The organism is Kitasatospora sp. MMS16-BH015 (assembly GCF_002943525.1).
GTDB lineage: Bacteria > Actinomycetota > Actinomycetes > Streptomycetales > Streptomycetaceae > Kitasatospora.
Window position 1 is genome coordinate 3,256,778 of the sequence record NZ_CP025394.1, and the last position, 15,420, is coordinate 3,272,197.

Annotated in this window: 11 protein-coding genes; 5 read left to right on the forward strand and 6 right to left on the reverse strand. The window is 71.6% G+C overall.

The window, feature by feature from the left end; translation table 11 throughout:
* Window positions 1-172: 172 nt before the first annotated feature.
* Window positions 173-1,813: an LCP family protein gene (locus tag CFP65_RS41805; protein WP_104816405.1), complete on the forward strand. Its 1,641-nt coding sequence runs from the start codon at window positions 173-175 to the stop codon at window positions 1,811-1,813.
* A gap of 185 nt (window positions 1,814-1,998) precedes the next feature.
* Here the strand turns inward: CFP65_RS41805 and CFP65_RS13975 are convergent, their stop codons facing one another.
* Together CFP65_RS13975 and CFP65_RS13980 are read right to left on the reverse strand one after the other, a co-directional pair.
* Window positions 1,999-2,634, reverse strand: coding sequence for an acyltransferase (locus tag CFP65_RS13975; RefSeq protein WP_104820865.1), 636 nt, complete (start codon window positions 2,632-2,634; stop codon window positions 1,999-2,001).
* Between the two features lie 73 nt (window positions 2,635-2,707).
* Window positions 2,708-3,748 (reverse strand): glycosyltransferase family 2 protein, encoded by a 1,041-nt coding sequence (locus CFP65_RS13980; protein WP_104820866.1) that lies wholly within the window; start codon window positions 3,746-3,748, stop codon window positions 2,708-2,710.
* 184 nt (window positions 3,749-3,932) lie between these two features.
* On the opposite strand from CFP65_RS13980, the gene CFP65_RS13985 reads away from it, so the two are divergent.
* Window positions 3,933-5,507 (forward strand): LCP family protein, encoded by a 1,575-nt coding sequence (locus CFP65_RS13985; protein WP_158702167.1) that lies wholly within the window; start codon window positions 3,933-3,935, stop codon window positions 5,505-5,507.
* A 124-nt stretch (window positions 5,508-5,631) separates the two neighbouring features.
* Here the strand turns inward: CFP65_RS13985 and CFP65_RS13990 are convergent, their stop codons facing one another.
* On the reverse strand, window positions 5,632-8,199 hold the full coding sequence (locus CFP65_RS13990) for an ABC transporter permease (RefSeq protein ID WP_104816407.1): 2,568 nt from the start codon (window positions 8,197-8,199) through the stop codon (window positions 5,632-5,634).
* Between the two features lie 14 nt (window positions 8,200-8,213).
* On the reverse strand, window positions 8,214-8,999 hold the full coding sequence (locus tag CFP65_RS13995) for an ABC transporter ATP-binding protein (protein ID WP_104816408.1): 786 nt from the start codon (window positions 8,997-8,999) through the stop codon (window positions 8,214-8,216).
* A 501-nt stretch (window positions 9,000-9,500) separates the two neighbouring features.
* Between CFP65_RS13995 and CFP65_RS14000 the strand changes: the two genes are divergently transcribed.
* Window positions 9,501-10,919 (forward strand): LCP family protein, encoded by a 1,419-nt coding sequence (locus tag CFP65_RS14000; protein ID WP_104816409.1) that lies wholly within the window; start codon window positions 9,501-9,503, stop codon window positions 10,917-10,919.
* 176 nt (window positions 10,920-11,095) lie between these two features.
* Here the strand turns inward: CFP65_RS14000 and CFP65_RS14005 are convergent, their stop codons facing one another.
* Window positions 11,096-12,253, reverse strand: coding sequence for an acyl-CoA dehydrogenase family protein (locus CFP65_RS14005; protein WP_104816410.1), 1,158 nt, complete (start codon window positions 12,251-12,253; stop codon window positions 11,096-11,098).
* 190 nt (window positions 12,254-12,443) lie between these two features.
* On the opposite strand from CFP65_RS14005, the gene CFP65_RS14010 reads away from it, so the two are divergent.
* Both CFP65_RS14010 and CFP65_RS14015 read left to right on the forward strand, forming a co-directional pair.
* Window positions 12,444-13,787, forward strand: coding sequence for a UDP-glucose/GDP-mannose dehydrogenase family protein (locus tag CFP65_RS14010; protein WP_104816411.1), 1,344 nt, complete (start codon window positions 12,444-12,446; stop codon window positions 13,785-13,787).
* Window positions 13,788-13,828: 41 nt separating this feature from the next.
* Window positions 13,829-14,236, forward strand: a complete 408-nt coding sequence (locus tag CFP65_RS14015) for a CoA-binding protein (RefSeq protein ID WP_104816412.1) — start codon at window positions 13,829-13,831, stop codon at window positions 14,234-14,236.
* Window positions 14,237-14,249: 13 nt separating this feature from the next.
* Here the strand turns inward: CFP65_RS14015 and CFP65_RS14020 are convergent, their stop codons facing one another.
* Complete coding sequence (locus CFP65_RS14020) at window positions 14,250-15,389, reverse strand: dipeptidase (RefSeq protein ID WP_104816413.1); 1,140 nt, start codon at window positions 15,387-15,389, stop codon at window positions 14,250-14,252.
* Window positions 15,390-15,420: the final 31 nt, after the last annotated feature.

A 15,420-nucleotide genomic window follows, 5' to 3' on the forward strand; every position in this document is an offset into this window, starting at 1 on the left:
CGGCCACCCCCGTCAGGTCGACAGCCGGCCATCCCACGGCCACACCAGTGTCAAACCCTTGCCCCCAAACAGTTCTGATTATGTAACAAATTCTGGTACTCACCGTGATGTCAGGTAGGTTCCGGTAGCAGCGGCCGACGGGGGCCCGATCACGAGAGGCGGCGGAACCGCGATGTCCAACAGCGTCGATTCGATATCCGACGACCAGTCCTCGACCGGCTCCCAGCCGCTCCCCGGCGGCCGCGCGGCGGCCCGCCAGCAGGCCAAGAAGGGCAGCCGCCGCAAGCAGAAGACCGGCTGGAAGCGCTGGGCCAAGCCGGTGGGCATCGGGGTCGCGCTCACCATGGTGGCCGGCTGCGGCGCCGCGTACTTCTACTACCAGCACCTCAACGGCAACATCCAGGCCGGGACGAACAACCTGAGCGACGCGCACGGCGTGAAGACCGCGCCGAACGCCGCCGGGCAGACCCCGATCAACATCCTGATGATCGGCACCGACAGCCGGGGCTCGGCCGCCAACGTCGCCCTCGGCGGCGCGGCCGACGACTCCGGCCGCCCCGGCCTGGCCGACGTCCAGATGCTGCTGCACATATCCGCCGACCGCAGCAACGCCTCGATGATCAGCATCCCCCGCGACACCATGGTCGACATGCCGGCCTGCCACAGCGAGGACGGCAAGCAGCAGTACCCCGCCCAGAAGCGCGTCCAGATCAACGAGGCGCTGGCCCGGGGCGGCCCGGGCTGCGTGGTCGGCACCTGGATCTCGGTCACCGGCCTGGAGATCGACCACTACATGATGGTCGACTTCGCGGGCGTGGTGAACATGGCCGACGCGGTCGGCGGCGTGCCGGTCTGCGTGGACCGCAACATGTACGACCGCCAGATCCCCGGGATCGGCGGCACCGGCCTCAAGCTGCCCAAGGGCACCACCTCGGTCAAGGGCGAGGAAGCCCTCCAGTGGCTCCGGATGCGCGACGCCTGGGGCTCCGACCTCGGCCGCACCCAGGCCCAGCACATGTACCTCAGCTCACTGATGCGCGAACTCAAGAAGAGCGGCTCGCTGAGCGACCCGGGCAAGCTGATGTCGCTGGCCGAGGCGGCCACCAAGTCGATCAGCGTGGACAAGCCGATCGCCGACATCAAGAAGCTCTACGACCTCGGCAACGACATCAAGGCGGTGCCCGCCGAGCGGACCACCACCCTGACCGTCCCGGTCCTGGCGGACCCCAAGGACAAGAACCGCCTGATCTTCCAGCAGCCCGACACCCAGGACATCTGGAAGCGGCTGATCGCCGACTCCCCGCTGGACTCCAAGGGCACCCCCTCCTCCGGGGCCTCCCCCTCCAGCGGCACCACGGCCGCCGCCGCACCGATCCGCGAGCTGGCCAAGGAGGCCATCGCGGTCACCGTGCAGAACGGCACCACCACCCAGGGCCGGGCCGCCGAGGTCAAGGGCGCCCTGGTCTCGGCCGGCTTCGCCAAGGCCGTCGCCGCCCCCGGCGGTGGGGCCCACACCTCCACCGTCCTCACCTACGGCAGCGGCCAGCAGGCCGACGCCCAGGCGGTGGCCGCCGCCCTCGGCCTGCCCGGCAGCGCCCTCAAGCAGGGCACCGCCAAGGGCATCACCGTGATCATCGGCGCCGACTGGCCGAGCGGCACCACCTTCCCCGCCGCAGCCGGCTCCGCCGGTTCCAGCGCCCCCTCGGCCCCCGCGCCCTCCGGTGCCCCGAAGTCGGCGGGCGACCTCGACACGGCCGACAACGACAAGAGCTGCATGCACGTCAACCCGCAGGGCGGCCGCTACACCTGGTGATTCTCAGGGGCGCGGGGAACCCACCAGGGGCGCGGGGAACTGCGCGAGAGCGGAGGAAGCGGAGTCGCCATCTCGCACGCGTAGCCAGTTGCACCAGCAACGGACAGTGCAACCGGGCATGCATGTAAAGCAACAGATGGTGCACGGCTGGCCGCGCCGTTCCCCGCGCCCCTGGGTAGTGCAACTCAGTCAGCGAAGGAAAGGCGCCCGTCCGTCTCGACGTACTCCTCGCCGGTACGCGGGCAGCGCCAGCGCCCTTCACCCGCCGGCTCCAGTGGCTCGCCCGCGCGGCCGACCCACTTGATCCGGCGGGCCGGCACCCCGGCCACCAGGGCGAAGTCGGGGACGTCCCGGTGCACCACGGCCCCCGCCGCGACCAGCGCCCAGCGGCCGACGGTCACGCCGGCCACCAGCACGGCCCGCCCGCCGATCGAGCAGCCCTCGCGCAGGGTCACGCCCTTGGCGTGCCAGTCGTCGCCGCGCTTGAGCTTGCCGTCCACGTCCACCGAGCGCGGGTACATGTCGTTGGTCAGCACCGCCGCCGGGCCGACGAACACGCCGTCCTCCAGCACGGCCGGCTCGTACACCAGCGCGTGGTTCTGCAGCTTCACCCGGTCGCCGATCCGCACCCCCGGGCCGACGTACGCGCCGCGCCCGATGATGCACTCGGCCCCGATCTCGGCCTCCTCCCGCACCTGCGCGAGGTGCCAGACCGTGCTGTCCGGGCCGATCACCGCCCGCTCGTCCACGTCCGCCGTCTCGGCGATCCGTACCCGGTCCCGGAGGTCACCCCGGGCCGCCCCACCCTCAGTGTTCGTCATGGCGCCGAACATAGCGGCGAAAGGCCGACTCCCGAGGGGGAATCGGCCTTGTCGTCGGTACGGCTCCCAGCGGTTACTTGGCCTCGGCCGCCGCGGCCGTCCGCTTGCCCGGGGTACTCGCGATGACCTTGCGGGCCAGCTTGCGGGGGGAGGTGAGGAAGCCGAAGCCCCAGCTCAGGTGCATGGTGGCCAGGGCCACCGGCAGCTGCGGCCAGGCCTTGGCGGAGAGGCTGCGGCCCTCGACCACCGAACCGCCGATGATGCCGAGCAGGTAGCCGCCGGGCAGCACGAAGAAGGCGGGGTGCACGGCGGCGCCGAGCACCAGGCCGCCGACCACGCCGAGCAGGGCGGCCGGGGGCGCGAGGTAGCGCAGGTTGACCGAGCCCCGGTGGTAGCGGGTGACGACGCGGCGCCAGCGGCCGTAGTCCTTGTACTGCTTGGCGAGCGCGCGGACGCTCGGCCGGGGGCGATAGGTGACCCGCAGCTGGGGGGTGAACCAGATCAGGCCGCCGTCCTGGCGGATGCGGTAGTTCAGCTCCCAGTCCTGGGCGCGGATGAACTCCTCGTTGTAGCCGCCCTGCTTCTCCAGCACCTCGCGGCGGAACACGCCGAGGTACACGGTGTCGGCCGGGCCGGCCAGGCCACCGGTGTGGAAGGCGGCGTTGCCGACCCCGATCTTGGAGGTCATGGCCGCCGCGACGGCCTTCTCCCACTCCGTCTCGCCCTCGGCGTGCATGATGCCGCCGACGTTGGCGGCCTCCATCTCCCCGAGCAGCCGGACGGCCGTGGTGATGTAGCCGGGGGTGAGCAGCCCGTGGCCGTCGACCCGGACGACTATCGGGTGGCGGGAGCCCTTGATCGCGGCGTTCAGCCCGGCGGGGGTGCGGCCGGTGGGGTTGGCGACGGTGCGGACCCGCGGGTCCTCCGCCGTCAGCGCGGCGGCGATCTCGTCGGTGCGGTCCGTGGACGGCCCGAGCGCGATCACCACCTCCATCTCGCCCGCGTAGTCCTGTTCGAGGATGTGCCGGACGGCGGCGCGCAGGTGACGTTCCTCGTTGAGCACCGGCATGATCACGGAGACCGCCGGCAGCTCCTCAGCAGCCTGGGTGTTCATGGTGTTCATCGGGGCAACCGTACCGGCGCCCGGTCGGGCTTGTCAGGTCCGGGTACCGGGGTGCGCGGCCGTCCGGGGCGGAGGCGTCCGCAGCGGCCGCACGGCGGAACGTTTCGGCTGGTCGGTCTGCGTGTCCCGGCGCGTCCCGGCGGCCCGGCCCGGCACCCGGCCTACCATCCGGAAGATGGCTCCCCAACGCGTGCGCCTGCTCGCCGTCCCGCCCCGCCGACGCTGGGGGCGGTGGCTGGCCGGCGCGCTCTCGGTAGCGGTGCTGGCCACCTCCTGCGGTGGCTGGGCGGTGCTCAACGGGGTGGACACCTCGATCGGCCGGGTCGACGCCTTCGGCTCCGCGGACTCGGCCGACCGGCCAGAGGACGACGGCGCGACCACCTTCCTGGTGGTCGGCACCGACGAGCGCGAGGGCATCCCCGAGGACGTCCTGAAGAACGTGCTGCACGCGGGCGGCGAGTCCTGCCACTGCACGGACACCATGATGCTGGTCCAGCTATCCCGGGAGGGCGACCGGGCGAGCGTGGTGAGCATCCCGCGCGACTCGTATGTGACCATCCCGGCCCACCGGGACGCCGCCACCGGGCGGCAGGTGCCGGTCGGGAAGGGCAAGATCAACGCGGCTTTCGGGATGGGCGGTGCCCCGCTCACCGTCCGTACGGTCGAACAGGCCACCGGGCTGCGGATCGACCACTACCTCCAGGTCAACTTCCTGGGCTTCGTCTCCACCGTGGACGCCCTCGGCGGGGTCGAGGTCTGCACGGCCAAGCCGCTCAAGGACGACTACTCCGGGCTCGACCTGCCCGCCGGGACGACCAGGCTCGACGGCGCGGGGGCCCTCAAGTACGTCCGGGCCCGGCACGTGGACGGCAGCTCGGACCTCGGCCGGATGCGGCGGCAGCAGAAGCTGGTGGCCCAGCTGTTGCACCGGGCCGTGAGCAGCGGCACGCTGCTCAGCCCCGGCAAGCTCGGGCAGGTGCTGGACAGCGTGCTGCGGTCGGTCAAGGCCGACCAGGAGCTGACCTCGGCGGATCTGCTGGCGCTGGCCACCCGGCTCAAGGACCTCTCGACGGCGAACGCGGACTTCACCACCGTGCCGCTGGCCGACGTGGACTACCAGGTGCCGGGGTGGGGGTCGACTGTGCGGTGGGACGAGGCCGGGGCGAAGGCGCTGTTCGACGCGGTGCGGGCCGGGCGGCCGCTCGGGGCGCGGACGGGGAGCGGCGGCGCGGCCGCCCCGGCTGCTGCTGGGGCCGGGGCTGCGGCGGAGCCGTCGGCTGCGGGTGCGGCCCCTGCGTCCGCGGGTGCGGCGGCGGTGCCGGCCGGGCAGATCAGGGTGCAGGTGTTGAACGGGGCCGGGGTGGTGGGGCTCGGGGCACGGGTGGACGGGGATCTGCGGCGGCTGGGCTTCGCCACCACGGGGGTGCCCTCGAACGCCGGGGGTGGCAGTGCCGCGCGGACGGTGATCCGGTACGACCCGCGCTGGGACGAGTCGGTCAAGACGCTGGCCGCCGCGCTGCCCGCCGCCCAGCTGGTCCGGACCCCGGGGCTCGGACCGACCATGCAGGTGATCGCGGGCAGCGACTACCTGGGGGTGACCGCTCCGAAGGCGGCTGCCCAGACGGCGTCGGCGAGTCCGGCGGCCCCGGCAGCTCCGGCGAGTCCGGCGGCTCCGGCAGCCCCCGCGAATCCGGCGGCCCCGAAGCCGGTGGTGACGGCGACGAGCGGGGACGAGTTCAGCTGCCCCTGAGGGCGCACGGGAGGGCAGGGGGCGGACCGGGGCCGACACGGCGAGCTCCCCGCCGCCCCGAGGTACGGGGTGACGGGGAGCTCGGTGGTGCGAGGTGGTGCGAGGTGGTGCGGGACCGGGGTGGTCAGTCGGTGGCGATGGCGGCCAGGACGTTCATCCGACCGGCGCGGAAGGCCGGAAGGAGGGCGGCGAAGAGGCCGACCAGGGCCGAGGCGATCAGGATGCCGATGATCGTGCCGGTCGGGATGGCGAGGGTGTTGAGGCCCTGGCCGGAGAGGACGCGCTGGGCGGTGATGCCCCAGCCGAGGCCGAGGCCGGTGCCGAGCACCGCGCCGAAGACCGCGATCACCACGGACTCCAGGCGGATCATCCGGCGCAGCTGGCGGCGGGAGAGGCCGATGGCGCGGAGCAGGCCGATCTCGCGGGTGCGCTCCACCACCGAGAGGGCCAGCGTGTTGATCACGCCGAGCACCGCCACGATGATCGCCAGGCCCAGCAGGCCGTAGATCATGTAGAGCAGGGTGTTGAGCTGGCTCTGGACGATCTTCTTGTAACCCGCCTGGTCCTTGACCGTGAGCTGCGGGTACGCCTCCAGCGACTTCTGCAGGGCTTCGAGGGTCTTGGCCTTGTCGCTGCCCGCCGCGGCGGTGCCGAACAGGCCGGCGTCGGCCGGGATCTGGTCGGCCGGGAGGGCCTTCGCGACGGTGGAGATGCCGACGAAGAAGTTGCCGGCGAAGAGCGAGTCACCCTTCGCCATGATCAGGCCGACCGGGAGGGCCTGGGTGTGGCCGTGGCCGTAGTCGACGGTGAGCTTGTCGCCGACCGCGATCCGGTGCTTGGTGGCGAAGTCCTCGTCGACCGTGACGCCGCCGGTGGCGATCGTGTCGGTGCTGCCGGACTTCACCGGGAGCCGGAAGTCGCTGGTGAAGCTCGGCGAGACCGCCGTCAGGCCCCGCTCGCTGGTGGTGCCGTCCGGGCTGGTGATGACGGCCGGGACGTTCTTCTGCTCAGTGAGGTGGGACAGGCCGGGCGTGGACTGGGCTGCCTTGACCATGGCCGGGGTGAGCGGGGCGCGACCGGCGGAGACGATGTAGTCGGCGCCGACCGACCTGTCGATCTGGGCGTTGGTCGAGCTGACCGTCGAGGAGGTGAAGATCGAGGCGCCGGTGACCAGGGCCAGGCCGATCATCAGGGCGGCGGCGGTGGCGCCGGTGCGGCGCGGATTCCGCATGGCGTTGCGCTGGGCCAGCCGGCCGGAGGGGCCGAACAGGGCGGGCAGGAAGGCGCCGAGCACGCGGATCACGCCGGTGGCCAGCAGCGGACCGAGCACCACGAAGCCGATCAGGGTGAAGAGCACGCCGCCGCCCAGCAGCGACCCGCCCTTGGCCGCGTCGGTGGAGGCGGCCGCGCCGAAGAGCAGGGCGGCGCCGCCCGCGGTGAGCACCAGGCCGATGGCGGCGCGGATCCGGTTGGCCTTGGCCTCGGCCGGGGTGCCGTGGTCGCGCAGGGCCGCGATCGGGGAGATCTTCCCGGCCCGGCGGGCGGGGAACCAGGCGGCCACCAGCGTCACGATGATGCCGACGGCGTACCCGGCGGCCGGGACCGACCAGTCGATCTCCAGGGTGGCGGCCGTGAGGTCCATCCCGGCGGCCTTCATCAGCAGGATGAGCAGCTTGGCCAGGCCGAGGCCGGCCCCGATGCCGAGGGTGGAGCCGACCACGCCGAGCAGCAGGGACTCGACCATCACCGACTGGTTGACCTGGCTGCGGCTGCCGCCGATCGCCCGGAGCAGGCCGATCTCCCGGGTGCGCTGGGCGACCAGCATGGAGAAGGTGTTGACGATCAGGAAGCCGCCGACCAGGGCGCTGACCGCGGCGAAGCCGAGCATGGCCCACTTCATGAAGCCGAGGAAGCCGCCGACGCCCTTGGCGTTGTCGTCCTTCTGCTCCTGCGCCGTCTTGACCTGGAAGCCGGTGCCGAGGGTGCTCAGGGCGTCGGCCTTGAGCTGCTCGTCGCTCCGGGTGCCGTCGCCGTAGACCTCGACCGAGGTGTAGGCGGTGGCGCCGATCAGGTCCTTCTGGGCCGTCTCGGTGTCGACGAAGGCGAGGGCCGCACCCGGGTTGGTGGTCTTGAAGGTGGCGATGCCGGAGATGGTGAAGTCGTAGTTGCCGCTCTCGGTGATCACCCGGAGCTTGCTGCCGAGCTGGAGCTTGGCCTTCTTCGCGGTGTCGGCGTCGAGCACGATCTGGTCGGCGCCCTTGGGGGCCGAACCGGAGGTGATGTCCAGCGACTTGCGCGGGGTGTCCACCCAGTTACCCGTGATGGTGGGGGCGCCGGTGGTCGGGCCGACCGCCTTGTTGGTGGTCGGGTCGACCAGGGTGGCGTTCTGGGTGAAGACCTGGCCGACGGCCGTCTTCACCCCGGGCAGGGCGGCGATCTTCTGGGCGGTGGCCGGCGGGATGACCGAGGGCTTGCCGGCCTGCTCGGCGTCCTTGGTGACCTTGTCCTCGGCCGCCTGGACCGAGATGTCGGAGGCGGTGGAGGCGAAGAGCTTGTCGAAGGTGCCCGTCGCCGTGTTGGAGAAGACCAGGGTGCCCGAGACGAAGGCGACGGACAGCACGATGGCCAGCAGGGAGAGCACCATCCGCCCCTTGTGGGCGAAGAAGCTCCGTAGGGAGGTCTTGAGCAGCATCTCGACGCCCCCGCTCAGCTCGTGCGCTTGCCGTCGAAGCGGCGCATGCGCTCCAGGACGGAGTCGGCGGTGGGGGCGTGCATCTCGTCGACGATCCGGCCGTCGGCCAGGAAGAGCACTCTGTCCGCGTAGGAGGCGGCGACCGGGTCGTGGGTGACCATGACGATGGTCTGGCCCAGCTCGTCGACCGAGCGGCGCAGGAAGGTGAGCACCTCGGCGCCGGAGCGGGAGTCGAGGTTACCGGTGGGCTCGTCACCGAAGATGATCTCGGGGCGGGCGGCCAGGGCGCGGGCCACCGCCACGCGCTGCTGCTGGCCGCCGGAGAGCTGGGTGGGGCGGTGCTTGAGGCGGTCGGCCAGGCCGACGGTGGCCACCACCTGGTCGAGCCAGGCCTGGTCGGGCTTGCGGCCCGCGATGTCCATCGGGAGGGTGATGTTCTCCAGCGCGTTGAGCGTGGGGAGCAGGTTGAAGGCCTGGAAGATGAAGCCGATCTTGTCTCGGCGCAGCTTGGTGAGCTGCTTGTCCTTCAGGCCGGTGATCTCGGTGTCGCCGATCCGGATCTGGCCCGCCGAGACCGTGTCCAGCCCGGCGAGGCAGTGCATCAGGGTCGACTTGCCGGAGCCCGAGGGGCCCATGATCGCGGTGAAGCGACCACGCTCGATGTCGACGTCGACCGAATCCAGCGCGGTGACCCTCGTCTCGCCCGCGCCGTACGCCTTCGTCACCTGCCGTGCGGAGGCCGCCGGGGCGCTCGGGCCCCCGGGAAGAGGGGCATGCACGGCCGTCGTTGCCGTCGTCACTGGAATCTCCTCGATGCTGTGGTCCACCCGTTGAGCTCCAGGGTGACGGGCGACGCCTGTCCCCCGACATGGTGCTGCCACCCGTCTTTCCCTGGAGCTGTCCCCACCGTGCTGCCCCCCGTGCGGCAGCGCCGCCAGGCTCAGGGGTGGGATAAGAAATACGTTAGGAGCCGCTCGGCGCCAGATCGTCATCCGCCGGGAGGAAGCCGTACGGCGGTGGATGTACGGGATCGGGGGCCCTCCCCCTAGGGGTCGGCGACCGGCAGGTCAGGGTCCGTCGGAGTCCGTCGGAGTCCGTCGGGGCAGTCCGTACCGGGACCGTCGGGGCAGTCCGTACCGGGACCGTCCGGGCAGCCGGTGCCGGGGCCGGTGGGGCAGCCGGGACGGGGCGTCCGGGCCACGCCACCGAACCGTCCGGCCCGTGCATCAGAATTGCTACAAGCAGCCTGGTGGGGACCCCGGGCGTCGTACCGCGGGACGCTTTCGGGCATCCTTCCCCACATGAACACGTGGCAGGAGGGCCGCCCGAGCGGCGGCGGCAGCTCGTACGGTCAGGGCCAGGGCCAGGGGTACGGCCAGGGCGGCGGCAGCGGTGCCGAGCCGCCGCTGCCGCCCGGCCTCAACCCGCGCGGCCCCGGTGCCCGCCCCCGTCCGCAGGCCCGGCCCCAGCAGCCGGGCCAGGGCCGGCCCGAGTACGGGCAGCCCGAGTATGGCCAGCCGGAGTACGGCCAGCAGCAGCCCGGCTACGGCCGGCAGGGGTACGGCCAGCCCCAGTACGGCCAGCCCCAGCCCGGCTACGGCCAACCCCAGGAGCAGGGGTACGGCCAGCCCCAGCAGTACGGCGAGGGCCCCGGCGCCCCCGGGCAGCCGGGTGGTCCGGGACGGCCGGGCGGGCCCGGTGGTCCGGGACGGCCGGGGGCTCCGGCGCGCTCGCGCTGGCCGCGGAAGCGGATCGTCAAGGTCACCGCGCTCGGGCTGGTGACGGCGCTGCTGGTGACCGGGGTCAGCACCTGGTTCTGGGCCGACAGCAAGCTCAACCACGAGAACGTGCTGGCCTCGTACCCGGGCAAGCCGGCCGCCGGGAAGGGCACCAACTGGCTGATCGTCGGTTCGGACAGCCGGGACGGCCTGACCGACGGCCAGAAGGACGCGCTGCACACCGGCTCGGACTCGGGCAAGCGCTCCGACTCGATGATGGTGCTGCACATCGGCGACAACGGGAACACGCTGATGTCGATCCCGCGTGACTCCTGGGTGCCGATCCCCTCGCACCTGAACACCGACGGCAGCGGCAAGACCGTCCCGCAGACCACCTCGAAGATCAACGCGGCCTTCAACAACGGCGGCGGCAAGCTGCTGGTGCAGACCGTGGAGACCAACACCGGCATCCACATCGACCACTACGCGGAGATCGGCTTCGCGGGGTTCGTCGGCATCGTGGACTCGGTGGGCGGCGTGGACATGTGCATCGACAAGGACATCTCCGACAAGGACTCCGGCCTCAACCTCAAGGCCGGCTGCCAGACCCTGAACGGCGCCCAGTCGCTCGCCTTCGTCCGTGAGCGGCACCAGCAGGCCGACCAGGACCTCGGCCGGATGCGCAACCAGCAGAAGTTCCTCAGCGCGCTGGCCAAGCAGGCCGCCTCGCCGGGCACGGTGCTCAACCCGTTCACCTTCTACCCGCTGGTCAGCTCGGGCCTGGGCACCCTGATCGTGGACGACGACGCCGGCCTGACCGACCTCGGCTCGCTCTTCATGGCGATGAAGTCGGTGACCGGCGGCAGCGGCAAGTCCATCACCGTGCCGATCAGCAACCCGGACTACCGCACCCCGACCGGCGAGTCCGCCGTGAAGTGGGACCAGACCAAGTCGAAGCAGGTCTTCGACGCGATCAAGAACGACACCCCCATCCCGGGGTAGCCACCGGAACCCCCCGATGACCCATTCGGGGGGCTTGCGACACCTCTCCGTGCGCCTCCGGTGCGAAAAGCACTCCGGGGGCGCACTCTGATCCCGAGTGGCAGTGGTTGGTGCAGGAGGAAGGCCCCGAGTCGCAGGGACTCGGGGCCTTCGCACGTCATCCTGCCCAGTCGGCCTTACGGCAGGTTGCGGGCCATGACGATGCGCTGCACCTGGTTGGTGCCCTCGTAGATCTGGGTGATCTTCGCGTCGCGCATCATGCGCTCCAGCGGGTAGTCACGGGTGTAGCCGTAGCCGCCGAGCAGCTGGACGGCGTCCGTGGTGATCTCCATGGCCGCGTCGGAGGCGAAGCACTTGGCCGCGGCACCGAAGAAGGTCAGGTCGGAGTCCGTGCGCTGCGACTTGGCGGCCGCCGCGTAGGTCAGCTGGCGGGCGGCCTCCAGCTTCATCGCCATGTCGGCGAGCATGAACTGGATGCCCTGGAACTCGCCGATCGGCTTGCCGAACTGCTTGCGCTCCTTGACGTAGCCGGCGGCGTAGTCGAGGGCGCCCTGGGCGATGCCGATGGCCTGGGCCGCGATGGTGACGCGGGTGTGGTCCAGGGTCTTCATCGCGGTGGCGAAGCCGGTGCCCTCCTCGCCGATCATGCGGTCGGCCGGGATCCGGACGTTGTCCAGGTAGACCTCGCGGGTCGGCGAGCCCTTGATGCCGAGCTTCTTCTCCGGGGCGCCGAAGGAGACGCCCTCGTCGCCCTTCTCGACCACGAAGGCCGAGATGCCCTTGGAGCGCTTCTCGGGGTCGGTCACGGCCATCACGGTGTAGAACTCGGAGACGCCCGCGTTGGTGATCCAGCGCTTGACGCCGTTCAGCACCCAGAAGTCGCCGTCGCGCACCGCGCGGGTCTTCATGCCGGCCGCGTCCGAGCCGGCGTCCGGCTCGGAGAGGCAGTACGAGAACATGCCCTCGCCACGGGCCAGCGCGCCCAGGTACTTCTGCTTCAGCTCCTCGGAGCCGGAGAGCTGCACCGGCAGCGAACCCAGCTTGTTCACGGCCGGGATGAGGGAGGAGGAGGCGCACACGCGGGCCACCTCCTCGATCACGATCACGGTCGCCAGCGCGTCGGCGCCGGCGCCGCCGTACTCCTCCGGCACGTGCACGGCGTGCAGGTCGTTCGCCTGGAGCGCGTCCAGCGCCTCCTGCGGGAACCGGCCCTGCTCGTCGACCTCGGCCGCGTAGGGGGCGATCTTCGCCTCGGCGAGGGAGCGCACCGCCTCGCGCAGCATGTCGTGCTCCTCCGAGAGCCGGAAGAGATCGAAGTCCGAGGTGCCCGCCATCTGCTCGCCCCTTATGTCTGTCCCGCCGGACTCTGAATAACTACCGGCTAGTTAATTACCGTTAAGTAGATCCTAATTCTAGGGTTCCCCCCTGCCTACCCCGTACGTGACATGCGCGACACCGTTCCGAGCCTCCGAAACCGAGGACTACCATCGGTCACTGCACATACGACGGACTGAGGGGCAGCACGTGACTCTGCGCATCACCGTGATCGGCACCGGCTACCTCGGCGCGACGCACGCCGCCTGCATGGCGGAGCTCGGGCACGAGGTGCTCGGCCTCGACATCGACCCGGAGAAGATCGCCACCCTGGCGGCCGGCCGGGTGCCGATGTACGAGCCCGGGCTGGCCGAGCTGCTGGTGCGGCACGCCGCCGGGCACGAGGGCTCGACCGGGCGGCTGCGCTTCACCACCTCCTACCAGGAGGCCGCCGAGTTCGGCGACGTGCACTTCATCTGCACCAACACCCCGCAGAAGAAGGGTGAGTTCGCGGCCGACATGTCCTACGTGGACACCGCCCTGGACTCGCTCGCCCCGCACCTGACCCGGCCGACCCTGGTGGTCGGCAAGTCCACCGTGCCGGTGGGCAGCGCGAGCCGGCTGGCCGAGCGGCTGGCCACCCTGGCCCCGGCCGGGGCCGCCGCCGAGCTGGCCTGGAACCCGGAGTTCCTGCGCGAGGGCTACGCCGTCGGCGACACCCTGCACCCGGACCGGATCGTGGTCGGCGTGCGCGAGGGCCGGGCCGAGGAGCTGCTCCGCGAGGTGTACGCGACCCCGATCGAGGAGGGCGTGCCCTTCGTGGTCACCGACTACCCGACCTCCGAGCTGGTCAAGGCCGCCGCCAACTCCTTCCTCGCCACCAAGATCTCCTTCATCAACGCGATGGCCGAGGTCTGCGAGAACGCGGGCGCCGACGTGGTGCAGCTGAGCCAGGCGCTGGCCCACGACCCCCGGATCGGCGGCAAGTTCCTCCAGGCCGGCCTCGGCTTCGGCGGCGGCTGCCTGCCCAAGGACATCCGCGCCTTCATGGCCCGCGCGGGCGAGCTGGGCGCCGACCAGGCGCTCACCTTCCTGCGCGAGGTGGACTCGATCAACATGCGGCGCCGCTCCCGGATGGTGGAGCTGGCCCGCGAGCAGTGCGGCGGCGGCTTCCTGGGCCGCCGGGTGGCCGTGTTCGGCGCCGCCTTCAAGCCCAACTCGGACGACATCCGCGACTCCCCCGCGCTCAACGTCGCCGCCCAGATCCAGCTCCAGGGCGCCCAGGTCACCGTCTACGACCCCAAGGCGATGGACAACGCCCGCAAGATGTTCCCCTCGCTGGCCTACGCGGACTCGCCGTTCGAAGCCGCCGAGGGTGCGCACGTGGTGCTGCACCTGACCGAGTGGCAGGAGTTCCGCGAGCTCGACCCGGCCACTCTGGGCACCTTCGTCGCCGAGCGCCGGGTGCTGGACGGGCGCAACGTGCTGGACGCCGACCGCTGGCGCGCGGCCGGCTGGTCCTACCGCGCGATGGGCCGCCCGACGGTCGAGTAGGCCCAGGAATAGCCGTGCCGGGCGCGGCCGTTGACCCGGGCATGAGCTACGGAGACGAAGCGACCGTCCGGCGCATCCTCAAGGAGACCGGCGACACCTGGGCCGTGGTCGGCCTGTCCACCAACACCAAGCGTGCCGCGTACGGCGTGGCCCGGGTGCTGCAGAAGGCGGGCAAGCGGGTGGTGCCCGTGCACCCCGCCGCCGAGACGGTGCTCGGCGAGCAGGGGTACGCGAGCCTCGCGGACATCCCGTTCGAGGTCGACGTGGTCGACGTCTTCGTCAATTCCTCGCTGGCCGGCGAGGTCGCCGACCAGGCGGTGGCGAAGGGCGCCAAGGCGGTCTGGTTCCAGCTGGACGTGGTGGACGAGGCCGCCTACGCGCGCACCCGCGCGGCCGGCCTCGACATGGTCATGGACAAGTGCCCGGCCATCGAGCTGCCCCTGCTCTGACCACCTCTAGGGCTCACTTCGAGGCCACGGCCTCGGCGTCGCGCAGCACGCGCACCGCGTTGTGCCAGGTGAGCTTCGCCAGGTCGCCGGTCGACCACCTCCGCCGCAGCAGCTCGGCGATCAGGTTCGGGTAGCCGGCCACGTCGTCCAGGCCGTCCGGGACGAAGGCGGTGCCGTCGAAGTCGCCGCCGATGCCGAGGTGGTCGATGCCGGCCAGCTCGCGCATGTGGTCGAGGTGGTCGGCCACCGTCGAGACGGTGGCCCGCGGGCGCGGGCGGGTGGCCTCGAAGGCGCGGTGGCAGGCCATCGCCTCCGGCGTGGTGTCCAGGTGGTGGAAGCCGTGCGCCCGCATGTTCTCGTCCGCCGCCGCCGTCCACTCGACGGCGGCGGGCAGGATGAACTTCGGCACGAAGGTGGCCATCGCGACCCCGCCGTTGGCCGGCAGGGCGGCCAGCACGTCGTCCGGGATGTTGCGCGGGTGGTCGCAGACCCCGCGGGCCGAGGAGTGCGAGAAGATCACCGGCGCCGAGGTGACCCGCATCGCGTGCCGCATGGTGTCGGCCGAGACGTGCGAGAGGTCGACCAGCATGCCGAGCCGGTTCATCTCCCGGACGACCTCCTCGCCGAACTCGTTCAGCCCGCCGAGCACCCGCACGTCGGTGGCCGAGTCGGCCCAGGGCAGGTTGTCGTTGTGGGTGAGCGTCATGTACCGCACGCCCAGGCGGTACAGGGCCCGCAGCACGGCCAGCGAGGAGTCGATGCTGTGGCCGCCCTCGGCGCCCATCAGCGAGGCGATCCGGCCCTCGGCGCGGGCCGTCTCCAGGTCGTCGGCGCTCAGCGCCAGCCGCAGCTGGTCCGGATAGCGCTCGGTCAGCGCCCGGACGAAGTCGATCTGCTCCAGGGTCGCGGTGACGGCCTTGTCCCCGGCGTAGTCGCTGCGCACGAACACCGACCAGTACTGTCCGCCGACGCCGCCGGCCCGAAGCCGGGCCAGGTCGGTGTGCAGCCGGCCGCTCTGGTCGCCCGCGAGGTCGATCGCGGAGAAGTCGTAGCCCGCCTGGCAGCGCATCGCCCACGGGAGGTCGTTGTGGCCGTCCACCACCGGGGTGTCGCGGAGGAGGGCCCTGGCCTGGTCGAGCAGTTCAAGAGTCATGGCCCCCGTTCTACCGTCTGTGGTCGGTGGA